The following is a 23133-nucleotide window of genomic DNA, read 5'->3' as shown; positions in this document are numbered from 1 at the left end:
TCTACACCTCCAACTTCGCAAGAAAAGGAATCACATTTTCAGGTTCTGCCGTTTCGAGGTGGGTGTAGGAGGGATTGTTAACTAGGTTGCATAACTGAACGATGTCTTGCTGTTTTAAAAGTTGGGTTTGCACTTGGCCATCTTCAAAATGCTGAGCAAGCCGTTTAGCTTTGTCCAAGAGGTCCCGTTCAGTTCCGTCATTTTGTCGCTGCCAGAGGATTAAATAAAATTGTCGCTCAACTACTTCACCTGAGAGAGTGAGCGTGTTCATCTCCAGCATTTCTTGCCGGAGCAGTTCTTTCTGCTTAGGGTCTGCAGTAGAGAGTAAGGCACTGAGTTCTGAAATTAGAGGGGAAATATCTACAGGGCGGCTTACCGCAAGAAACTTAAATGGATAGTTGAAAGAGGATAATTCGGCTGTTAGCTTGCTGATAAGCATCTGCTTTTCAGAGGAACTCAATAAATCCAGGCTAATCGGGAAGATCCGTACATAGCTCATCAGCCAACCGTCTTGTGTATGAAGGAAGTTCCCATGAATGTCTTGTACTTGGACGAATTCTTGTGCTGTTTGCATGGCAAGATCAGTGGTGATTTTTGATTTTGATTTACTTTTCATGAGGTGAAATAAAATAGCTCCTCCGCCAAGAAGGCAGAGGAGCAGCACAATGATGGGCAGCAGCATAAATGCAGCACCAACTTTCTATTTTGTTTTTTTCGGTGCAATATGCCAATCAGAGAATAGGTTCCCGGAGATCGTAATCGATTCTTGCAGTTGAAGAGTCAACATGCCTTCAGGTGTCCAGGCATCCAGAATGCGTGTAATTGGAATATAGGGTCCATCAGGGAACCAAACCGGTGTAAAGTGAACTCGACTTAGGTAAGTTGAGTATTCATTGGTCTTTAACCAAAAAATGGTGTTCACTCCACCTGATTTGAAGTCATGAAGTCGCCAATAGGTTCGATAAGAAAACTCCGGGAAATAGGTGACAGCGTGCTGGGCTCCGGTGATGTGACTACTAGGAGCATTAGAAGAGGTAGTGCTATGGGTGGTTATTTCGATGCCATATCCTGATTTCATCCTATTTGAGGAAAGAGATGGTGATTTAGTATCGGGGATGACTGATTGATTAGCAGAGAGGGAAGCAAAATAGCTAGTCCAGATATATTCCCACCAGCCTCTATCTTTCCAAGATCCATAGTCTATCCAATAGCCGGTATCCTTTCCGGTACTGTGCCATTGCCAGTTAGAAATCCAGACCCAGTATTCATGCCAATTAGCCGACCAGATTCCCCAGGAGGCAGTAGTTTTTGATGGATAGTTAGGAACTGGAGGGAGATGAAATGAATCGTTACGATCTGTGGCAGTAGGATTGAGCGGGGGATTCTGGTTTAGATCGACAATAGTAGCTGTTATAGAAGAGACACTTAGTGTGCCGTTTGTTGAACTCACCTGAATAGAGACTGATTGTGGACTGCTAGGTGTGTGCCATTTTATCCAAACCAACTGACTATCGCCTTCCGGAATGACGATGTTCGTTACCGTGTAAGTACTGCCCAAAATCGCAAATGTAACTCGTGCAGGATTATCCGGTGTGATTTCAGCAGCAGTGGAAAGATGTACGGAGGTAATCACATCAGTATCTGTCCGGTATTGGTAGCTCGTCTGACTGGGGGAAGGGATAGTAGGGGCGTTATTAAAGCGGACGATGCCCAAACCAAGGAAAGTAATAATTTGATCGTTACTGACACGACTGCTGGTAGAACCATTCCAAGCGGGGAAGCCAAGGTCGGAGGTCTCTAAAAATATGGATAATGGTAGATTTTGATGAGTGAGACTGACCATTTTTGAACGTAAGCCGCCATTTAGAATTTGATCGTACAAAGCGGCCTCATGGGCAGTCATCGCCATCTTTACACCTTGAAAGGTGATATAAGCAATTGGTTCAATAAGGAGTTTGTAGTTACCGTTTATTAAAGTCTCGTAGTCAATATTTGTTGCGTTCGCAATCCGAATTGCCATGTACTCTGAACAAAAATATCTTTTGATGAGCTCTAAACTCGGTTCAGCTTTACTCGACTTAATAATGAAAGGTAGACGTTCTCCGGGCTGTACATATGTGTAAGGGGAAGTTGACGGTTTTAAAGTTGTCCCTTTGCTGTACTGTAGTTTACTGACTTTTCCGAAATGAATAAGTGAGCTTGGAGGAGTGCGATTTGTAAAATCAATAGAGGTAGATACCGGCATCTGATCAGCTGATCTTATTACAGTCACCCTGACTCCTTCATCGTTTGTATTCCAAAAGTTTTCCCCACTACCACTACCTAAACCACCACCACCAATGTCAATATTCCCATCACCAGTACCATCAGCATTTGTAATAAACGGCATGAAAATGGTCATCGCAAGTAATAGTATAAACATATATTTTAAAAATCGACTCATAACCAATGCCTCCCAAAAGAAAAAAGACGCAGCAACACGCCGCGTCTTTTCTCATGTTTGTGATATTAATCCATGTCTCCAACTTGCTTATTCAAATCACCATCATTTCCGGTTTCAACAACTTGAGTTCCTCCCCCTTGGTCTTCAACCCATCCGAAGCCAGGAACATAAACCTTCCCATCATTATTTTTAGCTCCAGCCTTTGGTTCATCTTTTTGTTTATTAGGCTGAGTTGTCTTTTCCTCATAAGCTGGAGTAGAAGCAGGAGACTGTGGTTTTGTAGAAACCTTAACCTTTGGCTTAGGTGGCTGGGTAGGTTTAGGTGTTTTTGCAGGTTGGGTGATAGGTACTTCAACGTTCTTCCTTTCCTTTTCCGGTTGAAGTATGGGAGTTTCAGATATAGTAGGCTGAGGGGTGATTTTGGCAACAGAGATGGGGGAGTGGCTTGGGCTTAGATTCTGGGGGGAGTTAGTAGGGCTTGGCTCTATTTCAGAAACATTGATTTTAGAAGGAATTGATGCGGTTATCGTATTTGCCGGATCAGTTATTTGACTGCTGTCTTGATGAGGCCATGCCGCCCAAGTAACTATAAGCCCAATAATCACAATTCCTCCGGCAAAAGCCCATATCTTTCGCTTCATCGTTCTCGACTCCTTATAACATATTTGTGTTCTTACAAGAGGATTCCGTTCTTCTATTTTACTGTATAATTCTGTAAAATCCAATGAAATCAGCTAATATAATATTTTTTAATGAGTTTATGAGCTGAACCGAGGCATATATACTGCTTTAACATGTAATTCTGCCTTCATAGAAGGTAGATGACCCCAGCCAAAGGAAAGTGGCACCTCTAGCTGTATTACTGCTTCGGCTGTGAATTGCTCTATGGTGTTCGGAGAAGAAGGAGCGAACGGTGCATTTATAAGAGTTACTACTAAACCGGATAAACTATATTCCACCTGATCTCCAATCAGTTTGGCATATCTTGTCCCTTGTTGGGCCAGTCCCAAATTCTCTTGTAGCCGAGGATAAATATGTCCTGTGGATACCTGCTCCTGCCATTTGTTTCCGGACCGTAAATAACCGCCGGAGTAACTTTGCCGCAGGCTACTGTATACATAACTGTAGTTTTCAGCAACCACGGCAATAATGGAGCTTTGCACGGCATCACGTACACCACTGGCGATAATCGTTAGTCTCATATATTCAAAAATTAAACTAGAAAACATTAGTATTGCCAATACAATGGCAACAACTAACGGAAAGCCATTTCCGGATTTGTTAGTCAGCCACTTCATTTCCAATACACCTCAGACTTTCCTTGAGCTCTAGCGGTGAGCTCAATGGGGAAGGAGCCAAAATCCCCAAATAGTCCGATATTAACAGTGGTTTTCAAAGTTACCGTTACTTCTTCATTAATGTGAATTTCTCCGGTTCTACTCCACGAAATTGAAGGATATAGGCCAGTTTGAGTTTGTAATTCACTAGCACGCTCTGTAGTCTCACTGCCAACTCTTCCAGATATCTCAGCTTCTCGTACTAGTTCCGCGGCGAAAGTGTCCAGTTGATGTTTTACAACAAACACTGGAAATACCTTGATCACCAGAGCTACGCATAACATGGCAGCCAATACTAGCACCACCACATCGATGTAACCTTCTCCGCGCTTACTTCGGAGGATGGACACCTAGCTTCCTCCCTTCCTTCTGGATGGTATGCATCAGAATAACTTGCCCATCGCCCTCATGATCTCCATGCCCAAAATGACAATGTACATCAGCATAAAGCAGCCGAGCATATAGAATGAATACTTGCGTACTTTGCCTGGACGCTTCATTGCAATAAGCTTGAGTCGCTGAATCTCTACCAATTTGAAGTCATGTGCGAGCATTTCAAAATAGACAACTCCCTGATCACCACGCAATACGGCTAGTAACCCCCGTACAATATCCGATAACATCGTGCTGCCAATACGTGTCTCGAGCCTCAGCATGGCCGTCTCCTGATTGCCGCTCTTTATGTCCGCTATAGTAATAAATAATTCGCTCTGCAAGCTGCTACCGGCATTTTTGGCGTAGAACTCAAGCATTCGCAGCACGTCTCTGGTGGCTTTAAGTTCCTGCGCGATAGTAGCTACAAACCGGGGGAGTTCGGCTTCAATTTCTTCTCTTTTTTTGCGAACAGATTCACTTGCCGCACTTATGTTTTTGAAGTACACAGCGATCGCCAAAAAGATAAAGAGTGGTGAAATCAGCGGTAAAATTGGCAGACTGACTAATCCTCCACCCAAAATCAGACCTGCTTTTACAATGGAATGAGCTACATAGGCTTGCGGGGTTAGTGGAATGCCAGCTGACTGAAGGGTCGCAGCAGTTTTGCGTTTATAGTAATCGTTCAGTGGAAGTTTAGGAGCTAGCCAGGAAGACATACGAAAGATGAGAGTGTCGAATGTAGAACTGCTTTTCTTCCCAGTTCGTGCGACCTGAATGACTGCCTTTGAGGCAGCAAGTGTAGGAAGTTTAATTAGGTCTGTGATAACGAGATAAGATCCAGCAGCGAAAAACAAACCAATGAACATTAGTAATCCGGACATCATAGACAGTCACCTCCATTAGCGCTCCCATTCTTCCTCACGCACTACACCATCCCATGCAGGCTCCGGGTAAGGAGCGTGAATATACGGTTCGACTTCCTCCAGACTTTTGAGGGTGATGGCCTCATAACTAATCGCCTCTTCAGCTGATTTCGGCAATTTCCCCATCTGTGTCAATGAAGTAAAGCCTGCATTACCAATAATGATGTGATCCATAATACCAATGTGAAGCGGTTCGAAGATCGCAACTATTCGTTTGGTCATCTCGATATCTTCCCAGGATGGCTTCAGGCTTCCGCCCGGATGGTTATGCGCCATTATGATGGAAGTGCAGTCACAATTCAGCGCAGCCTTTAAAATATTGCGGGGATACACAGGGGCTTCAGTGAGACCACCTTCAGAAATAATCCGTGTTTCAATCACATGGTTACCATTATCTAAGAAGGCGACTATGAAGCGTTCGCGATCCCGTAGCCCATGTAAAAATGCGGAGAAGTAGCTTCCTGCTAGCTCTGGAGAGGTGATTTTTCGCTGTATATTCTCCACTTCCCATTGCAGAACACGATGGGAGATAAGAAATTCATTAAGCTGCTCAACTTTCTGTAGTTGCGTTGAAGTGAGTTCCAAAGAATGGGGATGCTCCAGAGCATTCATTAGGCTATTGGTATTTCCATAGTCCTCTAATTTATCGAGTGGAATTCCCGTTAACTGATGAAGGGATTGGATATAATCTTTGACCATTCTCTTATCAAGGGTGTCTTGGCCCATCGGATTCGCTCCTTTCAGGAGATGGGACTGGCTCCAAGGCATGTAGGAGCTTCCTTACTGCCTGCAGCTTGCTTTTCAAATCGCCAGACAGTTTCTCTTCCTCGAACCGGTCCCAAAAGTTATGGAACCCGTATTCCTCAATCAGGGATTGTAAGATGATCTGCTCTTGCGGGGATGCCTCAATCAAATTGCCTAGTAACCGAATAGAATCGTGCATTTGAATTCTCCTTTCTTACCGTTTGTATTCCAGAGGACGTGTAAGCCGGATCACTGCTGCCAGTGAGACAAACAGCGCAAAAGCGCAGATTGAAAGCACGATATGCCCAGGAGTGCTGGTAGTCAATGTATGGAACCAGTCGCGATTCAGAAAATAAAGTAAGGGAATATTGCCGACAAGTAGGATAGCCATGGTTAGAAATTCTTTTAACGGCTCATAGAGTAAATAGTCAAGCTCCGCCGAGACAACACGCATATCGGATAATTTGGCGACAATGGGCATGAGTGTGGATTTCAACGTTCGATCGTCCTGACAGGCAATCAGGGCATCACACCACTCTTGAAAGACGGTATTATTAATCCGTCCTTTAAGCTGTAGAATCGCCAGTCTGAGGTTGGCATGAATCAGTTTCGTTTCAGCTAGGAACGCTTGAAATACGTCTGCTACGGGAGGATTCAAGTAAGGGAGATTTTCTTCAATCGCTGCCAGAATATTCTCGTTGCGCAGGTAGGAGGTGGTAATGACTGAGAGAGCCGTTTCTAGTTCACTACCAAGCTGCTTCTTGTAGAAGGTAGAGCTGAATAAGACACTCCAAAAAGGGAGTAGGGCAAATCCCCCAGCCATTACGGGTAACAACCACAAGTTGTTCAGGAGGATTGCCAGCATAGCTCCTATAATTGCTAAAGATAAGGAACCGGTGATAAGCAAACCAAACCGTTGACCATGACCCGTCTGTTCTAGAATAGCTTGGGCTTCATGTACTGTAGCTCGCCAGCCTTTAAGTTTCTTTGGGTGCTGAACAGCACGGATCCGTTTTGCTAGTGATTGATTTCGAATAGACAAATGGGAGAGTAGTTCGGAGAGTTCTTGGGCTAATGTGTAAGGAGTGAGTTGAAGGATCAACATGCAGCCTGCAGTTAAACCGATAGAGGCTAACAGCAGCATAAACGTCATGAGGCTTCACCTCCAGATAACAAACGTTGCAATGAGGACAAGGGCAAACCGTTTTCGAGCAACCGTTTCTGTAGGCCGATGGAAATGTCACGAACCTTCTCATAAGCGCCGTCGATGCAAATACGGCCGGCTTCTTCGTAAGTAGCATGGACGGCAAACCGGAATAGCGTATGAATGACACGCTGACCATCTGGGAGTATGCAGCATTCTGTGATTTCCATCATCCTGCGGGTATTGTCCTCGAGTTTCTTCACAAACAAAATGAGTGGAAAAGCTTCTGTTACCAGGTTGTACAGGGTCTGGTCATTCATATCGTATTTCTGGGTACAGAGCGTCACCATCCGGTAGTAGGTAGCAAAACAAGAATTTGCATGGGTAGTGGTAATCACGGTATGACCAGTTCGAGCTGCTTCTTGGGAAGCAAAAGCTTCAGCAGATTTCATTTCTCCGACGCAAATAATATCGGGGTTTGCAGTCAGGGCGAATTCCAGAAGTTTTTCCTGATCGATATGCTGGCGGGGGTCTTCGCTGGAGCGTGTCACAGTATGCACCACATTGTTCAGAACGCAGCCGTTTTCGTCGGTAATGACCAGATCAAACTCACGGCAATCATTCTCAATCGTGAAGATACGTTTGTCAAAGGGGATCGTGGATAGCAGCCAGCTCATCAAGGTTGTTTTCCCGCTGCCGGTGGCTCCAGTGACGCACATGGATAACCCATACCTTAGACAGATGCTAAGGAAGTCCAGCATTTCCGCGGTCGCTGTTTCATTCTGAATAAAATCCTCTCGGGCTAACTTCTGAGGGTTAATGATCCGTATGGAAGCAGCAATCCCTTTATCTTTATCTGTAATGGGAGCACCGAACACGGTAATGCGAATATTGTTGGCCAGATGACCCCGGACAATGGGCTGAGAATAATCCAGGATCATACCAGACTGATGCAGTAGCCGCCTTATGACATCCACCGCATGCTCTGGTGAAGAAAACTGTTCTTCAGCTGGGAGTATGCGTCCATCTGTATAGCTGATTTTCACGTCATTGTAGCTGTTGATATTGATTTCTTCGACATCTCTTGAAAAAAGGTAACGGGTTAAAAAGGAATACTCCACCATCTCGGCATACAGTCGATTGATTAGTTCCTCAAATGTCAGTCCTGGCACATGTAGCCGTTGGTCGGTTAGATATTGACTCATATAGGAAATGATCTGCTGTTTTTGTTCCTCAGGATGGCGGCTCATTAGTGTGGCATATTTCCCGGAAAGATAAGTCTGAACTTCCTTTAACACATCCGTAAAGGGCTTGGACTGAGTAGCAGAGAAAAATAGTGAAGAAGCTTGATTCATTGACCATCACCTCGGCGTTTTGGTAGGAATGATTTCAGCCAATTGAGGAGATTTAAAGTTGTCGGATTACGGATTGGAGTTGTAGAGGATTTATCTTTTGACTTCGCTACATGCGGGTGTTCTTCCGGTAAAGCCAGTTGAATCAAATGTTCCACACCACTGAGATAGGTCTTTGCTTCTTTGCCAGATAGGTCATCGAGCAGCCGGGCATCTGACGTTTGTTGCTCTAGCTCAGTCACATAGGGAAGGATTAGTTCAATCCCCCCGAAAACTTGACTGTATTCCCGTTCGTCTTGCCCTGCTTTAACATTGGATAACACAGAGACATTCAAAGAACGGCGAAACCGCATATCCGTCAACAATGGCAAATAGGAAGCGTAGAACATCAGGCTTTTCAGCTCACAACTGTGTAACCGATAGACGGTATCGGCCAGTTCCAGTGCTACCGTGGAAAGGGGATCAGCGGACAGATAGCTGGAGCAGTCAACCAATATCACATCTGCTAGATGTCTTGCCAACGTTAGAAGATCAACTGCTCGTTCTCTGTCGTAAGAAGCATACATAAAAGCGGTGTCCCCTTTTTTGTAACCAATCAGAGCAACATGAGGAGAACCATCCAGTGGTAGAGCAAACCGTAGTAATTCTTCTTGAGTTAGCGCAGGCAGACTGAGCAGTTCGCCTAGGGAGCGTTGTTGCTTGGCGGCTTGCGGCAGGATTGTGGAAGCGGAGGGGCAAAGGGCATCGCAGCAAAGAATCAGAACATTTTTCTTTTTAGCGGCAAAGGCTTTCGCCAGCTTGATCGTCGTTACGGTCTTGCCGCTACCGGGATTGCCCCAAACAGCGATCAACGGTTTATTACTCATTTGCCTCTCCTTTCTTTTGCTGGGCTGTAAAGTAAGCATCTTGTTTGTCGGTAAAAGCTTTGGCGGTAGCAGGAGCGCCGCGGTACACGAGGGACGTATGCAGCTTAGCTTTATTCTCAAGATCGGCTAAAAGTTGAGCCTGCTGCGGTTGGACAAGTAAGGTTAGGGTCGAAGGGAGTTCATTTTCCTCATCGTCTTCAGCGGTGACGTTAGTACCTGTTTGGGCGTCCAGTCCGCTGCTTGCAGTGACAGCCAATACTTCAACATATTGCAACTCTGGAGGCATGGTAGTCGTACGCATTTCTCCGTAATCTGAAGCGATAAGGGTTACGATATCTCCAGGTTGAAGTTTCCCGGATAGGCCTGCTGCAAGGCTCTTAATTGTGACGGACAAGGCTTGTTTGTGCCCATCCAGTCGATTGAGGTAAGCATCTAGTGGATCAGCAGATAACTTGGCAGGGAGCAAATAGTCGCCGCTTTTGAGATCCACCGCCGCATATTGTCCAACGACGGTCTCCGTCGCTTTGAGAACAGCTTCAGGCAAATGGAGCTTTCCTACCTCAACGGTTTCTACCTGTTCAGACTGAATTATCGAGCCTTTGGCAACATCCTTGGTAATACGGATGATTGGAGTGGTATCGCTGGCTGCACGGTTTAAGAGTGGTGCAATACCAAAACAAATGATGAGGGAGAGTAGAATACAAGCTGCTCCTAATACAGAACGATTTTTAAATCTGTGCATAAAAGACAAGACCTCCTGAGGAAGGGTTTAGAGTTGGAGCATGATAAACGCAAAAAGACCGCCGACAGATAAAAAGGGAGCCAGCGGCAGAGAAGTTTGATTAGCAGATTGATAACCGGATTTGATGCCGATACCTGCAGCAGTGAATAGAACAAGTGTTAATCCAATGATGCTTTGAATCGTGCCACCTACAGGACCTAGCACAAAGCCACAGGCTGCCATAAGTTTGATATCACCGCCTCCGAGCTTGCCTTTGGAGATTACAGCCGCAACAAGGTACGGTATGCCAGTAAGGAGCATCCCGGATAAGGAGAAAAGAGGAGAGAAGTGTATGAATCCTAGAGTGGTAATAACTACGGAAAGAGAATCAGGGATCTGGCGAGTTTTCACATCCTGAATGCTGGCATAAGTCAGGAGCAAGGTAAGAAGTAAACCTTTCAGAAGGATGATATTTAGGGACAGACTCAAAGTTGCTCCTCCTGCCACGGCCATTCAGGTAGAGTTCTGTAGGGGTATACCTTTTGGCTTTTGGCAAAGCGAACCATAAAGCGTACTTGATCGAGAACAGACAAATTATTTCGGTCTTTCGTGGTCATCATCACTGAGGCGGAAACACCGGTTAAGAAAGTAACTAAGGCCATCGGCACACTGCCATTGATCAGCCACAGTAATAGCGCCAGAAGTACAGTGAGCAATGAACCGATAAAGGCCTGACCTAATTGCTGTTTGCCAAAACCGGGAAACCATTCGGCTTCCGGCTTCACACCCATCGGAATATACAGCGTTTGCGATTCTTGAGTCATCTCATGCCTCCTACTGGTAATAGAACAGAATGATATCCTTCACCTGCCAGATGCTTTCGGCAAGAATGTAAAACAGTACCACGTTTCGGCTGCGCTTCTTGTATTTCGCCGCTTCCTCGTCAGCTCCAGCCAGACGTACCATGCAATACACCAAGCGACAGGCGCAGCCAAGTCGGATTAAGGCGATAAGAGCTTGTGCCAACTCCTCCAGGGTATCCATTCAGTCACCCGGCCTTCGTCATTTTGCGGGCCATCCCTACGAGTTTGACGGAGTGATAGATATTGTTTACAACCCCGCCACCGCCACCTGATGTAATTAAGAAATCGGAGAGGAAGCGTGGTGTCTTGATCGCGAGCATCATACAGGCTAGTCCCCAGAAGACATGGGATTGCAGCATCAGTCCCACACCTAGTTTGGCTAAGGCGATTTGAATGACTACCGTCAACATGGATTGCACAAATTTCTGGGTATAGGCACGGAACACACCACGGTCATTATCCAGTAATCCAGCGCAGGCTAGCGGAATACCAACACGAAGGATAAACATTTCGAGTCCGCGCATTAGAAACTGGAAATACAGGATGAAGAAACAAACCACGAAGACCAATCCAAATAGTGCTGTCACAAGTCCGAGTGAGCTGATGCTGTTAACCCATGCCTGCCAGTTGTAGTCGGTCGATTGTCCGATAACGACCAGTAACTGATTGGTTAGCTCTTCAACCATTTGACCGATCCAGGTATAGATGGTGGGAAAACAAATGGCAACAGCCATTGCCCTGAAAAAATTGGTTAGTAGAAACAGCGGTTCTTCATCCGGATCCCCATCGGTCCACAGTACATAAATCTCAAAGCCCTTTTTCAGAAATTTGAGAATCATCACTGCAACTCCAAAGCCAAACAAAATATCGTACAAGCTTTCCAATAGATTCGTGCCGGTTGTGAGGGTCATGTATTTCTCTGCATATAAGGAGATGGGAAGGATATCTTTTAATAAGGTGTCCATATAGATTAGCGCCCCGTTAAGCAGAGCAACGACGAGCAGCAGTAAGATCTTTTCCATCTGTTCCTCCTTTCTAAGAGAAGCGGCGTGACCGCCGCTTCCACTGAAGGCTGCTTAACCTTTGTAGTTGAACATCTCCTTGATTCGCTGAGTAAGTGTGGGCAGGATGGTTCCTTCAAACAGCAGATACAGACCGCCTAAAACGAGTGCTCCGATCACAACGGCCATCAGGATCTTTACAGCCGTATCCACGAACCCTTCCCCGCTACGGTTGCTAATTACTGTCTTTGCATTGCTCCTCATGTGAGCGAATTTCTTCGGTACAACCTGCATCCATTTTTTCATTATTCATAACCTCCAGAATTCAATGTGAGCATAGAAAAGAGCCTGCTATGGTCAGCAAGCTCTTTTTACTTGTAGTAGCCAATAATGATATTAAGGGTGGCTGCGCCGAGTACTGCACCAATGCAAGATACAACGGCAACAATGATACGGTTGTTCCACTTTTTAGTGTCCATCTCATCAGCCGCAGAGCGCCGGATACTAAAATAAACAATGAGCAAACCGGAAACAACCGGAGCTAGAATCATCAGCCAAGTTGTAACATCACCGATTAATTTCTCAGTCCCGGTCACCAGCTTGCTACCCTTAATGTCGCCGGAAGCATAAGCAGATGCGGATTCAAACCAATTGTAATAAAGCGTAAATAGTACTGCTGCTGCAGTTCGTATAATCGAAGAATAGCGGCCGGATCTTAATCGTCGTCTGAACCCGGAGGGAAGAATCCGCTTTGAGCGGCTGCTTGTTGCCGTTGTTCGGCTATCTGCCGGGTAATGTCTTTCTGATAGTAGATCCAAATGTTCCAAAGTTTCACCTCCTCATTCGTATTCGTTCGTACGATTCGCCGCATTTCTCGTTCTTCCCTTACTTGGCGATTGTGCTCCTTGTCTCCAAGGCCCATCATTGCGTTAAATGCCCAGGAGGATAAATCGGGAGAATACATCATTGCGGGATGAGAACGAGAAAGTACAATCTGATAAGGGCGTGAGACACGGTGCACCTCGTCTACCGTTAATAACTTACGCTCAAGCAGATTTAAGCTGTGTGAAGTGCTGGGCGTCGAATATTTGCCATGCGATGCAGATAGCTGGTAACTGGACGTTGTATATGTCCCAAGCTTTTCACTGACTTCCCGCAGCGTCTCTAAATCGTCAGCCTGTAGATATATCCAAGTCTGACAATTGGATTTGATCGTATTGGCTACATGGTCGTCGTATTTTTCTTTCAATTGTTCGAAACTCTGTAGAAATAGGTTAAAGCGCATTCCACGCCCGCCGCCGACCGTCAACTTATTTGTGAAATCGGCAATGGGCGTAAAGTTACCAAACTCATCAAGGATAAAATTGACCCGTTGTTTTAAGCGTCCTCCACGTTTGTCTGCTTCGGTAGTTAACAGTTCGTACAACTGGGATACCATAAGCGAAGCCACAGGATAAAAGGTTGTCTTCTCATCGGGGAGGATAATAAAAAGCGCCTGTTTCTTATTGCCGATGTCGGCTAAAGAAAAGTCGCTTTTATGTGTTATGGCATAAATGGATTTGGAGGTGAAGAGGCGCAATGTGGTCAACGCTGAGGTATAGAAACTACCTTTGGTGCGGGAGGGAGCAATGTCGGAGATGCTGAGCAGAGACCGAGCAGGATGGTTCTGAGGCAACCGCTTAATGTACTCCTGCATCGGTGTTTTGTTGCCGATTTGTTTGTTCATCTCCGCTAGAAACCAGTAGACATTGGTCATATTTTGAAACTCCGGGCGCTTGACGTTATCCCACACGACACTGAGGATCGAGGCGGCGATGACCGACATTTCTCCGTTGGTCCAGATTTTTTCACCCTGAGCTTTGCCTACCAGCACGTTCGTCATGTCCCAAGCGAGCATTTCTGCTTGCTCTTGGTCTCCAGCCAGCGTCGCGTCAATGATAGGCTGAAGCAGATTGTAATGGTGGCTCTTTTCAGGATGGCGGAAATCGAGAGCAATTACTTCGTAACCCAGCTTCTCCAGCAGGACGCTACTATAATGAAATAGCTCTGCTTTCGGATCAGAGATAACCAATGACTCTCCGGCTAATGCCAAGAGTCCGATGGATTGAAGGACCACTGTTCGAGATTTCCCGCTGCGCGTCGCGCCGATACAGAGAGAATGAACATCGTCCCCTATAAAGAAAAGACGCTCATGGTTTCGTGCTTGTTGTAATCCTAGGACAATACCACCCGATTGGATCAGAGGTGGTGCTGCAGCTCGGCGAGGATGGTTAACCGCGGTGTTCACTTTCGGAATAGACTTCGGATGAAGCATCCTCACGGTGAAAGTCCTCCTTCAGATCGGTTCGTCGGAAATGCAGGTCGTCGTAACCGGATTGAATCAATTGGCGAATATAGGGATGCTGCAAATCGAGCAATTCGCAGTCGAAGGCATGAGCCCATTCCTCTTCTAGGAGCCATCGTGCGGAACCATGCTGATTTTGTCCCACCACTACAGGTGTTTCAATCCCGGGTGCAATTTGCTTCAGTTTGCTTTGATAAGGCCGGTTATTGGAGGCGATAAAGAGGGCGGACAGGAGTAGAGTAAATCCTTGAAGACAAAGATAGAGCAGAAAGTGAACTCTGCTAGAAATAAGACTACCTAGGCTTGTATTTAGGGAGGGGACAGTGAGAGTTGAAGTTGAACCGGATAAGGCACCATGCAGGGCCGTAGAGAAGAAAAGATTAAAGATGGAACCGATGGTTATTAAAAGAGTGCAAAGCAGCAGCTTTTGTTTCGTTTTCACCACTCAGGCTCCTCTGTGGGTTCAAAAAAGATATCAGGTCGTTCTCGTAAGGAAATTGAATCTTGATGGGATTGTGGGAAGTTATCATACTGTTCTGGAGCAGGGAAGCGGGCTTCCTGATCCAGCTGTATTTGTAGAAAGAGCGATCTGGGTGCCGGCTGATCATAAATACGGCCCCATTCTTCAACATGAAGATTATGCATTGTTACATAGACGGGATGGTCCTCGCATAAGGTATGCACCAGGCTATCCTCGTTGATAATTTGTTCCAGCATAGTAGGGTGAGAAGCGGACAATTCATAAACCGGAATGGAGCAAGCATCGAGTGGATAAAAGAGATAGTTTTCTTGACCAGCTGCTACTTCATGTGCCATCTCCGACAGACAGTGCTTTGCGATCGTTTGATGTACCGCGAGTGCCCACTCTCCGTCATGATTCACCATGGAGATCCCATTGTAGAACTCTTGGCTCTCCGTAATGTCTCCCCATGGTGTAGTTGCTGGTGGGGTCATTCCTCCAAAATACTCTGGAGCAAAAAACTCTCCATCCTGGGCCAACTTTTCTGGCGAGCCGCACCATTCTTTGAATTCCGGATCCGTAATGGCATCCTTCTTGAGCAGTTCATAAGCAGGAATGATACTTTTGGCGTCGTCGAAATAGATATGATCACCTTGTGACTCTCCAGCTTGCAACGCTTCTTCACTGAGTACTTCTTTGGCATAATCAGCATCCACAACAATACCGCTATTGTGTTCGGCCATCATGCCGTACACATGCAGACCAATTTCCGCGCAGGTTAAAATATTACCCCATATCGAGCTTTCGGGCTGAGGCATGGACTCACTTCCTTCTATAACAAAGATGAGTTGTTACCGAGCATCTTCGGTAATTTCGAGCGTCTCCGAGTTACCGTCAAAGTCATGACTAAATTCATGTTCGTAGTTCAGGTGGATTTCCCGATCTTTAAGCTCGGGCAGTAGTTCCTCCAATCGGTCAATCAGGATCTGGACCTGTTCGAATTGCTCCATCGTCTTGTCGTTGGGACTGATGAGGAACTTGACCATCTCATCATGAATGAGGATAAGCTCATTTTCGCTGAATAGTTTCTTACCATCTACCAGACCGCTGCGGACGGCAAAGTTCTCCATCGCCTCATTTCTGTCATAGAAATATTGGCGTTGCACCGGTATTCCATTCTCTGGAGCAAGACGGTAGGTCGAAAATACATATTCGAATAGAGGATGATGTTTGCAAGCCAGAATGACGTCCCCGTATTCACTAAGCTTGTAGACACCGTTTGTGATTTTCTCATCCTTATCGGTGTATGGCTTTTCCGTACAAACCCCCAGCTGCAGGGCTGTTTTTCGTGCCAGGTCTGAAATGCTGCTCATAAGACGATCTGAGACAGTAACAAAAGGATTGCGTTCAATGCTGTCCATCCGTGTATAGAAGGCAATGATCTGATCCTTCTGATATAGATCTGCTAAATAGTCCGCGGATGTGGAACGCCGAACCTCAATCCCTTGCTGGGATAGGGCAGCAAAAAAGCTTTTATAAAATTCGCTTTTACTTTTCATTTGAGGCACACCTTTCAAGAAGGCTACTGTTCGAGATCCAGTTCAGCTTGTATTTGGGGATAGAGGAGACTGGGAGAAGGGGGAGTCAATGACTCGATTTTCTGTAGAAGATGGTCAACGGATTGCTTTTCGTTATACCCAAGTGTGGAATCATTAATACTACGATAGAGAAGGGCAGCGTAAAGCGAACTAAGCTGATCGGTTTCAAACAATCTACCCTTGTCGAGTAATCCACTTCGCATTAGAAAATCGTCCTTAGCCTTCTCATATTCATTGCGATAAAAATAATGGCCCATGGCAAATCCAGTCCGCTCGTTATTCATCTCCCACGTAACAAAGCGAAACTCACCGTCCCCATCGTAGCGACCGGCTAATACATGATGGTTATATTCCAGCATACTGCGGTAACTACCCAAACTGGAGATTCCAAGCTGGGTAGCATTATGGTAGGTAGTCTCTATCTCCCAGACCTTTCCGACAATGCTTGGAATCAGGTGAGCGAGTGCAGCTTCGACATTAGCTGGATAATGAATTTCACCATTATCATGAATAAATCCGATAGGGTCATTCTTTTGAAGAACGGAGAGAACGGAGGACGATTCACGCTGGATATTAAAACCCAAACTTAAGAGTTCTGCTTCCAGCACCTCTTTCATTCGATTATTGATCTCCATTGGCCGATTGTTCCTTGAGCTGAGATGGACTCTCCTGAGAAGGAATTACTTGAGATTGTTGATTCGGTTTGTCTTCTGAAGATGGTCGATGTTTTCGTGGAGTTTGACGCATCAGTTTCTCAAACGATTGCAGCTTTCCATTGGTAAAAAACATTTGATCATTCCCTTCGATGTGGTTGGAGACTCACACTACCTATCGAATCCTTTATCCTTATTCCGAAGAAGCCATTCTTTCTTAGCCTGCTTCGATAAGTCACCGCCCATTAGCTTGCTTTTGTCGTCGTAATCCATTTGGGCATTCATCGTCAAACCTTCCATCAGGTTAAGCAGCTCAAGCACTAATTGCTCTGTCATGGCATACTGCCAATTAGCTTGTTTGATATTATAATTGACATCCTTCTCAAGATGGATGATGGTACGAACTGTGGAGAGGATGCGGTTGGCGATACGTTTCTCTGCTTCAGCTTGATACTTCGCACGCTGCCTGTTCAAATGATTTGGATTAGAATCATAAAGCATGGCCAGGTTCATTTTTGCCTCAACGTAATCATCTACCATCTGAGCCAGATAGCGATTCTCTTGCAAGATGTTCTGTACAAACTTATCCAGCAGTGTTTTCGATTCAGGAGGCAACAGCTTGTACGCAAGTCGTCCGGATTTCGGCATTTGTTGACGCAATTGAAAAAGCTGTTCAGCCAACTTCTTGACAGAAGAGGGCTCCACCAAATGATGTTTAGGAAAGAGGAGAAGAGAGTCTTCATCGTCAATTTCGAACCGCTGCTGGAATGCTCGAAATGCTTTTGGATTCAACTGCTTCAGATAGTTCTCAAATTCTGCTACCAATTGATCGGTAATTTCGGATACTCCAGATTTGGCCTGATCCCGCTTGGCAATAAATTGTTTGATTTTATAAGCGAACGTGTCTTTAATCAGCTGTTTGCGAATACGATTGGGGATTTCGGGGGAAGTGAAGTTCTTCATGATTTCTTGTTTCTTATCCCAAAATACTACATGAAGATGAGGATGATCTATTTCGTTATGAAAGGCGGCAGCCCAACAAAGGTTCTCTGTTTTAATCTGGTTTTGGGCTGCAAGTGTGGCAATGTGCTGCTCGATATACTGCTGCCATGCTGTGAAGTTTGATAGTCCTAGTTCCATTGCAGTTTCTCTGCGGAAAGAAATAATGCCACGAAACATGTTTTTGCCTTGCTGCGAAATATCTCGGACAGTTCGTGCGACTTCTTGCCAGGAATCAAATATCTGCATCTCGCCGGGCTTTAGTTTTCCGAATAGACCATGGTTTTTCGCATCATGCCGAACTGCACCTGGGCGGGTGGCGATATAACCAATATGACAGTAATTGCTGACTGCAGTTTTGGGCTTATTGGGATGGAAGAAGCGTTGCTTATAGATCAGAGCCGACATCGATATCGCCTCCGCGCAGTCGCTCAGCATCCTGCTCGAAACCATCACCGGAGAGGAATAGCTTCTCCACATCAGTGAGCTTCATCTTCATGTATTCCACCGCAAGCTGCCGAGCCTTCTTCTCAATCTCCCGGAAAGTAGTGTAACGATTCACATCGATTAAATCCGCAATGATAGCAATGGTGGAATAATAAGAAGCGGCTGACATGATGAGGTCTTTGCTAGCCAATCCGGCTAACCGGTTGCTCAAACCATTGATGGCAATAGTGATCTCCTGACGGATAATGGTGGTGATGAAATCAATCTCTTCGGTATAGGCATCAACAGACATCCCCTTTTGAATAAAGGCCCGTACGATATCTGCCATACTGAGATGCTTAGTAGCCGCGTATTTTTTCAACGCTTCATATTGTTTCTTTGGGAGCTTGACGGTGATCTGTACGGTTTTCTCAGCTTGTGCCATGGCATCTCCTTCCCTTTGGGATACTCTTATGCGACATTCGTTTACCGGGTGAAAATCACTAGAAATGTCGGTGGAAGCTCTGCTTCCACGCTGTTTTCTAGCAAAATGACATTTTGCTATTCCTGCCTTTACACCACCACCATCGGGCGGTGCCCTTTGGTGGTGGGACGGTAGTTCTCTTATCCAATGAGGAAAATAATTGAGGGTCATGTTCATTTTCTCTCCTATTATTTTTTCAGAGATTTCTCAAACCATGCTAGATAATTTGTGTTATGTAATTGAATTTTTTTGATTATAATAGAATGTAGTTAGGGATAATAAAATGATCAAAAGTTATTTAAGCAAAGTGTATAAGCTTAATCTTTGATAAGAAACTCAAGCATCCAGTGATGTGGAATCAATGTTTGATTTTAGGGTTTAATAGGAGGAGAAAATGGAAAACAGCTATTTTTTTAAACAGTTATCAAATAATTGGGAGGATAAAAAATGGTTTAACGCCATTAAGGGATATGCTAACGATAACTGTATACAGACGTATGTTGTAGACCGGCCATTAGGCGTTAGTAAATTTGACTATGCCTATGATAGAGCGGTTGTATTATTAATTCCTGGGCATAAAATTGTTTTCTTGAATTTTGGAGATCCAACCAGCGATGAATTAGATGATTACATAGAGGATTTTATTGAGGAATTAACCTATAGATCTTTAAGATTTGAATATAATAGTATTCTTGGGGCAACAAGAAAATGGCGAAGAAATTATACTGAAGTTAAAAATTTAAGTGAAATTGATCTAGATAATATAGGCGAGTTTTTAAGAGGTGTTAAATTTGAAGAAACTGAAGGTCAAAGAAAATCAGATTTAATTATTTCTTTAATTATCAATAGTATCAACTCAATAGAGCAGGTTGGCCTTGAAACCCCTGAAAATTTGTTAGATAAAGTTAGACAGAAGATTGTCTTGTTTGATGGTGATCAAACAAGATTTATTTTTGAAAAAGTCAATAAAAACAGAATTACAATTCAGGGATTAGCTGGAACGGGAAAAACTGAGCTGTTACTGCACAAATTGAAAGAGTTATACACAAATGGTGAAGAAAATAAAATTGCATTTACTTGTCATAGTAAAACTTTGAATTCTAGTTTGAAAAATAGAATTCCTAAGTTTTTTGATTTTATGAAAGTAGAGGAACAGATTGAATGGAATAAGAGACTATGGGTATTTCCTAGTTGGGGTTCGGAAGCTAACAAAACTACGGGCTTATATTCTTATATTTGTAATACCTACAGTATTCCATTTTACAGATTTTCAAGGAATGGAAGTAGCTTTAAAAATGTATGCAGACAAGCAGTTAAAGATTTAAAAGCATTAGGGAGTATTCCTCCTTGTTTCAACTATATTCTAATCGATGAAAGTCAAGATTTCCCTGATGAGTTTTTTGAATTATGTGAGTTAGTAGTCGAAAATGCTGTATTTATTGCTGGAGATATTTTTCAAAATATAACAGATAATGATTTAAAAGAAGTTCATCCAGATTATTTGCTCAATAGATGTTATCGTACAGACCCTAAGACTTTAATGTTCGCACATGCCGTCGGCATGGGATTGTTTGAAAGACCTGCTATAAGATGGTTAAATGATGAAGAATGGGAAGCTTGTGGATACAAATTCGAATCAAAAACAGTAGGGAATAATGAAGAATATAATCTAACTAGAGAGCCAGTTAGAAGATTTGAAGATGCGGAAGTATATGAAGTTGCTGCGACAAAAATTGTGAAAATAGCTAATATGGATTTTAGATCTGATGTTATGAACATCATTAAAGAGATCAAAACTAATCATAATACAGTGAAGCCAGATGATATAGCAATAGTGTTTTTAAATCAAGAAGATGTAAATTATACTTATATTGATTCTTTAGCAGTTAGGATAAGTAATGAGTTTGGATGGGCGACAAATATAGCGTATCAACAAAAAGAAATAGTAAAAGATCATGTGTTTGTGAGTAATAGATATAATATTAAAGGTCTAGAGTTTCCGTTCTTAATTTGCATCGCAAATATGTCAATGACGAAAAGTACTACATTTAGAAATACCTTGTATATGACTTTAACAAGATCTTTTATAACATCTTACTTAGTAGTTAACGAACACAACTCTCCGGAAATTATTAATATCGAGACTGGATTGGATGCTATTTTAAAAACCAACACCTTGAAAGTGTTCAAACCTAAAGCTAATGAAATTATGACTAGCGAAGAACCGATTATTTTGCAAGACAGAAAATATAAATCTCAAAATGAGATTATCACGGAAATTTTTGATGATCTCAAAATTCCTCAAGAGAAAAGGGATAGCTTAAAACAAATAGTTGGAGTAGTACTTCATGATAGCAATGATGAAGAGCGCATCAGAAAGATCATTGAGTCTAATAAAGGACTACTTTGATATGAGCAAATTCTATCAGTATTATATAACAGAAAACCTAAGAGAATTGTTATCAAAACCATTGAGAGATAAAGATGATGTTCTAAAAGTTCTGTTTGAAATATCATCTTATTTACTTATTGAAGATAAACCAATAAATAAAGGATTTGGTGAATTCATTATAAAAGTCGATAAAATGAGTAGAGTATTTATTACACTCTTAGAAGAGGGACAATTATTAAAACATTATTCATTTAATTTTCCATTCATTATTCAACAAGAAGATTTGCCTAGCTTGGAATCAATTAGGCTTATCTCATCAAAAAATAGAATTGAAATTGATACCGTGTTACTTTCGGTCTTGAAAAGTGCATCAGCCTCAGGGTGGTTTAGTACGGATGGAGAAATGTCTTTTAATTGTTTACTAGGACATTACGAAGTATTAGAGGAAATTTTAAAGGAATTAGAAGGGACTAATGATAAATATATTGATAATGTTTGGTTAGTAATGAAGGAGTTAATGCTTAGCGAACCTGGTTACTTAAGATATGATTATGATCAAGAACATCAAAACGGTAGATTGCACCCTTTGCACCATCTAGATGTTAACTATACAAATCATATTACATTTAAATTAGGATTAAGTTCAGCATTTGAACAGAACACTTTTATGGACTTATTAGATTTAAGAACCAATTGTCATTATGTTTCTCACTGATAGAAATACAAAAAATATATTATAATTGATAAATTCCTACTGGTATGATAAATTATTATTAATCCGAAAGTATCGGTAAGATTCCTCGTGCGAAAGTATCGCCGAGGTTTTTTTTTATGTTCTCTAACCCCTCTGAATTTTTAATGTCATTATTATTGACATTTCCTACAGCTTTATCTTTCATATTCATGCTCCATATCCTTTGTATTCTTCTTCTCATTTTCTTTCTCTAGTGTTATATAAAATGCTAAATCTTCGTTTACATCCTTTTTTTGAGGTTTCTCAATGCTTACTTGATAACTTAAGGTTTTATATTTTTCCGAAAATTTAAAGGCAGCCTCTTGTCCCCAATTGGGAGCTGGGCTGCCATCTTGATAAGTGGCGTTATAGTCGTTGTCTAAACAGAAGATGATTTCATGCATACTGTATTTGGTTAGGAAGCGCTCTAAGGCATTATCTGATAAGCAACCAAGGGAGATTCGATGATCTGTTCGCCAGTCCAGCCCGTTCAGCTTGGTGAGTGTGGCATGGCTCATGGCGTCGATGGGGCTTTCAAATACATAGACTCGCTTACAGTTGTTACTACCAGGAATGAGAAATGGGTAGCTTTTGTCTGAATGTATTCGATCCTGCTTAAAAGGGCGATTAGGGTTGCAACCTCTCATCGAACAGTACTTAGGAATTCCATCAGGATCGTATCCGATGAAAACACAGTTTCCGGTTTTGGATTGCTGATAAAGCTTTTTTTCGTGCATGAGGTGGGACATTATTTCGGAGTCAATTCCTCGAACGTTTACGAGATACCAAGCGACTCGCCTATAGTTGGATGCCTTGTCTGGAAGGATGAGCTGGCCGGCTGTTTGAGGAGAATGGGGGAGAGGAGTGAAGCGTGGGGTTTCACTCTCCAGTAGAAAAGCTACAGCTTCTTTGAAATTCATATTCCAGAATTGCATTACAAAGTCGATTGGACCGCCATGAGTATCGGTGGAGAAGTGATAGTATTTGTTGCTGTCTTTGAAAAAATAAAGACCACCACTGTGTTTTGCATGAAGAGCGCGGCGGCCGCCATTTTCAAGAATGTAGCCGTGGGATTTGGCAAATCCAATAAGCGTGATTTTGTTTGCTTGGGAGATTTGTAATTGATTAAGAGATTTGAGTTCTCTAATGATCAAAACTCCTTTTCTTAGAAAATAGTATTTAACTATAAAAAAGAGATTTCACATAAACGTCATTTAAAGCCTTGAAATCATGTGTTTTATTTGAGAACAAAATATCTAAATAGTAGATAATTAA

Annotated in this window: 27 protein-coding genes; 2 read left to right on the top strand and 25 right to left on the bottom strand. The window is 43.3% G+C overall.

Features of this window, described 5'->3' with window-relative positions; translation table 11 throughout:
• Position 1: 1 nt before the first annotated feature.
• From P40081_RS26285 to P40081_RS26165, 24 genes are all read right to left on the bottom strand, one after another.
• Positions 2 to 682 (bottom strand): TraC-like domain-containing protein, encoded by a 681-nt coding sequence (locus P40081_RS26285; RefSeq protein ID WP_042139156.1) that lies wholly within the window; start codon positions 680 to 682, stop codon positions 2 to 4.
• Positions 683 to 700: 18 nt separating this feature from the next.
• Positions 701 to 2443 (bottom strand): DUF8193 domain-containing protein, encoded by a 1743-nt coding sequence (locus tag P40081_RS26280; RefSeq protein ID WP_042139155.1) that lies wholly within the window; start codon positions 2441 to 2443, stop codon positions 701 to 703.
• Between the two features lie 65 nt (positions 2444 to 2508).
• A complete protein-coding gene (locus tag P40081_RS36680; RefSeq protein ID WP_052422017.1) occupies positions 2509 to 3084 on the bottom strand; it encodes a DUF6550 family protein in 576 nt (191 codons plus the stop codon).
• A 117-nt stretch (positions 3085 to 3201) separates the two neighbouring features.
• Entirely contained in the window at positions 3202 to 3741 is a 540-nt protein-coding gene (locus P40081_RS26270) for a hypothetical protein (RefSeq protein WP_042139154.1), read from the bottom strand.
• Positions 3738 to 4130 carry a DUF4320 family protein gene (locus tag P40081_RS26265; protein ID WP_042139153.1) on the bottom strand — a complete coding sequence of 131 codons (393 nt, stop codon included), beginning with the start codon at positions 4128 to 4130 and terminating at the stop codon, positions 3738 to 3740. The genes P40081_RS26270 and P40081_RS26265 overlap by 4 nt, the downstream gene beginning before the upstream one ends.
• Before the next feature lie 33 nt (positions 4131 to 4163).
• Complete coding sequence (locus P40081_RS26260) at positions 4164 to 5039, bottom strand: secretion protein F (protein ID WP_231575199.1); 876 nt, start codon at positions 5037 to 5039, stop codon at positions 4164 to 4166.
• Between the two features lie 15 nt (positions 5040 to 5054).
• Positions 5055 to 5804 carry a JAB domain-containing protein gene (locus P40081_RS26255; RefSeq protein ID WP_042139152.1) on the bottom strand — a complete coding sequence of 250 codons (750 nt, stop codon included), beginning with the start codon at positions 5802 to 5804 and terminating at the stop codon, positions 5055 to 5057.
• A 232-nt stretch (positions 5805 to 6036) separates the two neighbouring features.
• The gene (locus P40081_RS26245; RefSeq protein ID WP_042139150.1) at positions 6037 to 6975 is read right to left on the bottom strand and encodes a type II secretion system F family protein; all 939 of its coding nucleotides are present in this window, start codon (positions 6973 to 6975) and stop codon (positions 6037 to 6039) included.
• A complete protein-coding gene (locus P40081_RS26240) occupies positions 6972 to 8321 on the bottom strand; it encodes a CpaF/VirB11 family protein (protein ID WP_042139149.1) in 1350 nt (449 codons plus the stop codon). The genes P40081_RS26245 and P40081_RS26240 overlap by 4 nt, the downstream gene beginning before the upstream one ends.
• Entirely contained in the window at positions 8318 to 9184 is an 867-nt protein-coding gene (locus P40081_RS26235; RefSeq protein ID WP_052422016.1) for a hypothetical protein, read from the bottom strand. The genes P40081_RS26240 and P40081_RS26235 overlap by 4 nt, the downstream gene beginning before the upstream one ends.
• Positions 9177 to 9926 (bottom strand): Flp pilus assembly protein CpaB, encoded by a 750-nt coding sequence (gene cpaB / locus P40081_RS26230; protein WP_042139148.1) that lies wholly within the window; start codon positions 9924 to 9926, stop codon positions 9177 to 9179. Before cpaB ends, P40081_RS26235 begins: the two co-directional genes overlap by 8 nt.
• A 27-nt stretch (positions 9927 to 9953) precedes the next feature.
• The gene (locus P40081_RS26225) at positions 9954 to 10394 is read right to left on the bottom strand and encodes a prepilin peptidase (protein WP_197074277.1); all 441 of its coding nucleotides are present in this window, start codon (positions 10392 to 10394) and stop codon (positions 9954 to 9956) included.
• Positions 10391 to 10729, bottom strand: a complete 339-nt coding sequence (locus P40081_RS26220) for a hypothetical protein (RefSeq protein ID WP_042139146.1) — start codon at positions 10727 to 10729, stop codon at positions 10391 to 10393. Before P40081_RS26220 ends, P40081_RS26225 begins: the two co-directional genes overlap by 4 nt.
• 10 nt (positions 10730 to 10739) lie before the next feature.
• Complete coding sequence (locus tag P40081_RS26215; RefSeq protein ID WP_042139145.1) at positions 10740 to 10949, bottom strand: hypothetical protein; 210 nt, start codon at positions 10947 to 10949, stop codon at positions 10740 to 10742.
• A 4-nt stretch (positions 10950 to 10953) separates the two neighbouring features.
• A complete protein-coding gene (locus P40081_RS26210) occupies positions 10954 to 11790 on the bottom strand; it encodes a conjugal transfer protein TrbL family protein (protein WP_042139144.1) in 837 nt (278 codons plus the stop codon).
• Between the two features lie 54 nt (positions 11791 to 11844).
• Complete coding sequence (locus tag P40081_RS26205; protein WP_042139143.1) at positions 11845 to 12075, bottom strand: DUF6133 family protein; 231 nt, start codon at positions 12073 to 12075, stop codon at positions 11845 to 11847.
• 65 nt (positions 12076 to 12140) lie between these two features.
• Positions 12141 to 12365, bottom strand: a complete 225-nt coding sequence (locus tag P40081_RS26200; protein WP_197074276.1) for an Mbov_0395 family pilin-like conjugal transfer protein — start codon at positions 12363 to 12365, stop codon at positions 12141 to 12143.
• 119 nt (positions 12366 to 12484) lie between these two features.
• Complete coding sequence (locus tag P40081_RS26195) at positions 12485 to 14083, bottom strand: VirD4-like conjugal transfer protein, CD1115 family (RefSeq protein WP_081970126.1); 1599 nt, start codon at positions 14081 to 14083, stop codon at positions 12485 to 12487.
• Positions 14040 to 14555: a hypothetical protein gene (locus tag P40081_RS26190; protein ID WP_042139142.1), complete on the bottom strand. Its 516-nt coding sequence runs from the start codon at positions 14553 to 14555 to the stop codon at positions 14040 to 14042. The genes P40081_RS26195 and P40081_RS26190 overlap by 44 nt, the downstream gene beginning before the upstream one ends.
• A complete protein-coding gene (locus P40081_RS26185; protein WP_042139141.1) occupies positions 14552 to 15391 on the bottom strand; it encodes a hypothetical protein in 840 nt (279 codons plus the stop codon). The genes P40081_RS26190 and P40081_RS26185 overlap by 4 nt, the downstream gene beginning before the upstream one ends.
• Positions 15392 to 15424: 33 nt before the next feature.
• Positions 15425 to 16132 carry a hypothetical protein gene (locus P40081_RS26180; protein ID WP_042139140.1) on the bottom strand — a complete coding sequence of 236 codons (708 nt, stop codon included), beginning with the start codon at positions 16130 to 16132 and terminating at the stop codon, positions 15425 to 15427.
• A 23-nt stretch (positions 16133 to 16155) separates the two neighbouring features.
• Positions 16156 to 16788 (bottom strand): hypothetical protein, encoded by a 633-nt coding sequence (locus P40081_RS36675; RefSeq protein ID WP_156118694.1) that lies wholly within the window; start codon positions 16786 to 16788, stop codon positions 16156 to 16158.
• Positions 16789 to 16995: 207 nt separating this feature from the next.
• Entirely contained in the window at positions 16996 to 18231 is a 1236-nt protein-coding gene (mobP3, locus tag P40081_RS26170; RefSeq protein ID WP_042139139.1) for a MobP3 family relaxase, read from the bottom strand.
• The gene (locus tag P40081_RS26165; RefSeq protein ID WP_156118693.1) at positions 18212 to 18904 is read right to left on the bottom strand and encodes a hypothetical protein; all 693 of its coding nucleotides are present in this window, start codon (positions 18902 to 18904) and stop codon (positions 18212 to 18214) included. Before P40081_RS26165 ends, mobP3 begins: the two co-directional genes overlap by 20 nt.
• Before the next feature lie 223 nt (positions 18905 to 19127).
• On the opposite strand from P40081_RS26165, the gene P40081_RS26160 reads away from it, so the two are divergent.
• Both P40081_RS26160 and P40081_RS36670 read left to right on the top strand, forming a co-directional pair.
• On the top strand, positions 19128 to 21143 hold the full coding sequence (locus tag P40081_RS26160; RefSeq protein WP_042139137.1) for an STM2767 family DEAD/DEAH box helicase: 2016 nt from the start codon (positions 19128 to 19130) through the stop codon (positions 21141 to 21143).
• A complete protein-coding gene (locus P40081_RS36670; protein WP_156118692.1) occupies positions 21082 to 21840 on the top strand; it encodes an STM2766 family helicase-associated protein in 759 nt (252 codons plus the stop codon). The genes P40081_RS26160 and P40081_RS36670 overlap by 62 nt, the downstream gene beginning before the upstream one ends.
• Before the next feature lie 173 nt (positions 21841 to 22013).
• Here P40081_RS36670 and P40081_RS26150 read toward each other — a convergent pair whose 3' ends face one another.
• Positions 22014 to 23012 (bottom strand): toprim domain-containing protein, encoded by a 999-nt coding sequence (locus P40081_RS26150; RefSeq protein ID WP_052422013.1) that lies wholly within the window; start codon positions 23010 to 23012, stop codon positions 22014 to 22016.
• Positions 23013 to 23133 lie beyond the last annotated feature (121 nt).

The organism is Paenibacillus sp. FSL P4-0081, from assembly GCF_000758565.1.
Taxonomy (GTDB): Bacteria; Bacillota; Bacilli; order Paenibacillales; family Paenibacillaceae; genus Paenibacillus_AQ; species Paenibacillus_AQ phytohabitans.
This window is presented reverse-complemented; position numbering and strand designations above follow the sequence as displayed.